Annotated in this window: 2 pseudogenes; both read left to right on the top strand. The window is 67.5% G+C overall.

The window, feature by feature from the left end:
* Window positions 1-244: pseudogene (locus tag GSQ95_RS25980) on the top strand (TIGR03759 family integrating conjugative element protein); the annotation flags it as partial.
* Window positions 241-489: pseudogene (locus GSQ95_RS25975) on the top strand (lytic transglycosylase domain-containing protein); the annotation flags it as partial. The pseudogenes GSQ95_RS25980 and GSQ95_RS25975, both read left to right, overlap by 4 nt.

Below are 489 nucleotides of genomic sequence, written 5' to 3'. Positions count from 1 at the left end.
CTGTACCGAGCGGGTCCAGGCCCTGCAGAGCGCGGGCCAGGCCTTCGACCTCTACTTGATCGGCAGTCAGAACGACGATGCCAAGATCCGCCGCTGGGCGGTGCTCGCCGGCATCGATCCGGCCAAGGTACGCACGCGGCAGATTACCCTCAACCACGACGCTGGCCGCTGGGTTCAGCTGGGCCTCGGCGGCGAGTTGCCGTCGGCTGTCCGAGAGGTGAACGGGCAATGGCTACGGCAATGATCAAGGCGCTCGGCGCTGGCGTGATTCTGCAGATGCTCGCGATGGGCGCATTAGCGGCCGAGACCCCACCGCCGGCCTATCAGTTGGCCGCCTATCAGGCTGGCATCCCTTCCGAGGTGCTGTACTCGGTTGCCCTGCAGGAAAGTGGTACCCGCCTACGCGGCCAAGGGACGCAGCTAGTGCCCTGGCCCTGGACGCTCAACGTCGCCGGCGCCGGCTATCGCTTCGCCACCCGCGCCGATGCC

Origin of the sequence: Pseudomonas sp. BAV 4579 (genome assembly GCF_009765395.1) — a bacterium.
GTDB classification, from domain to species: Bacteria; Pseudomonadota; Gammaproteobacteria; order Pseudomonadales; family Pseudomonadaceae; genus Chryseomonas; species Chryseomonas aestiva.
Note: the sequence above shows the minus strand (reverse complement) of the source record. Positions and strands in the feature narration are given on the sequence as shown.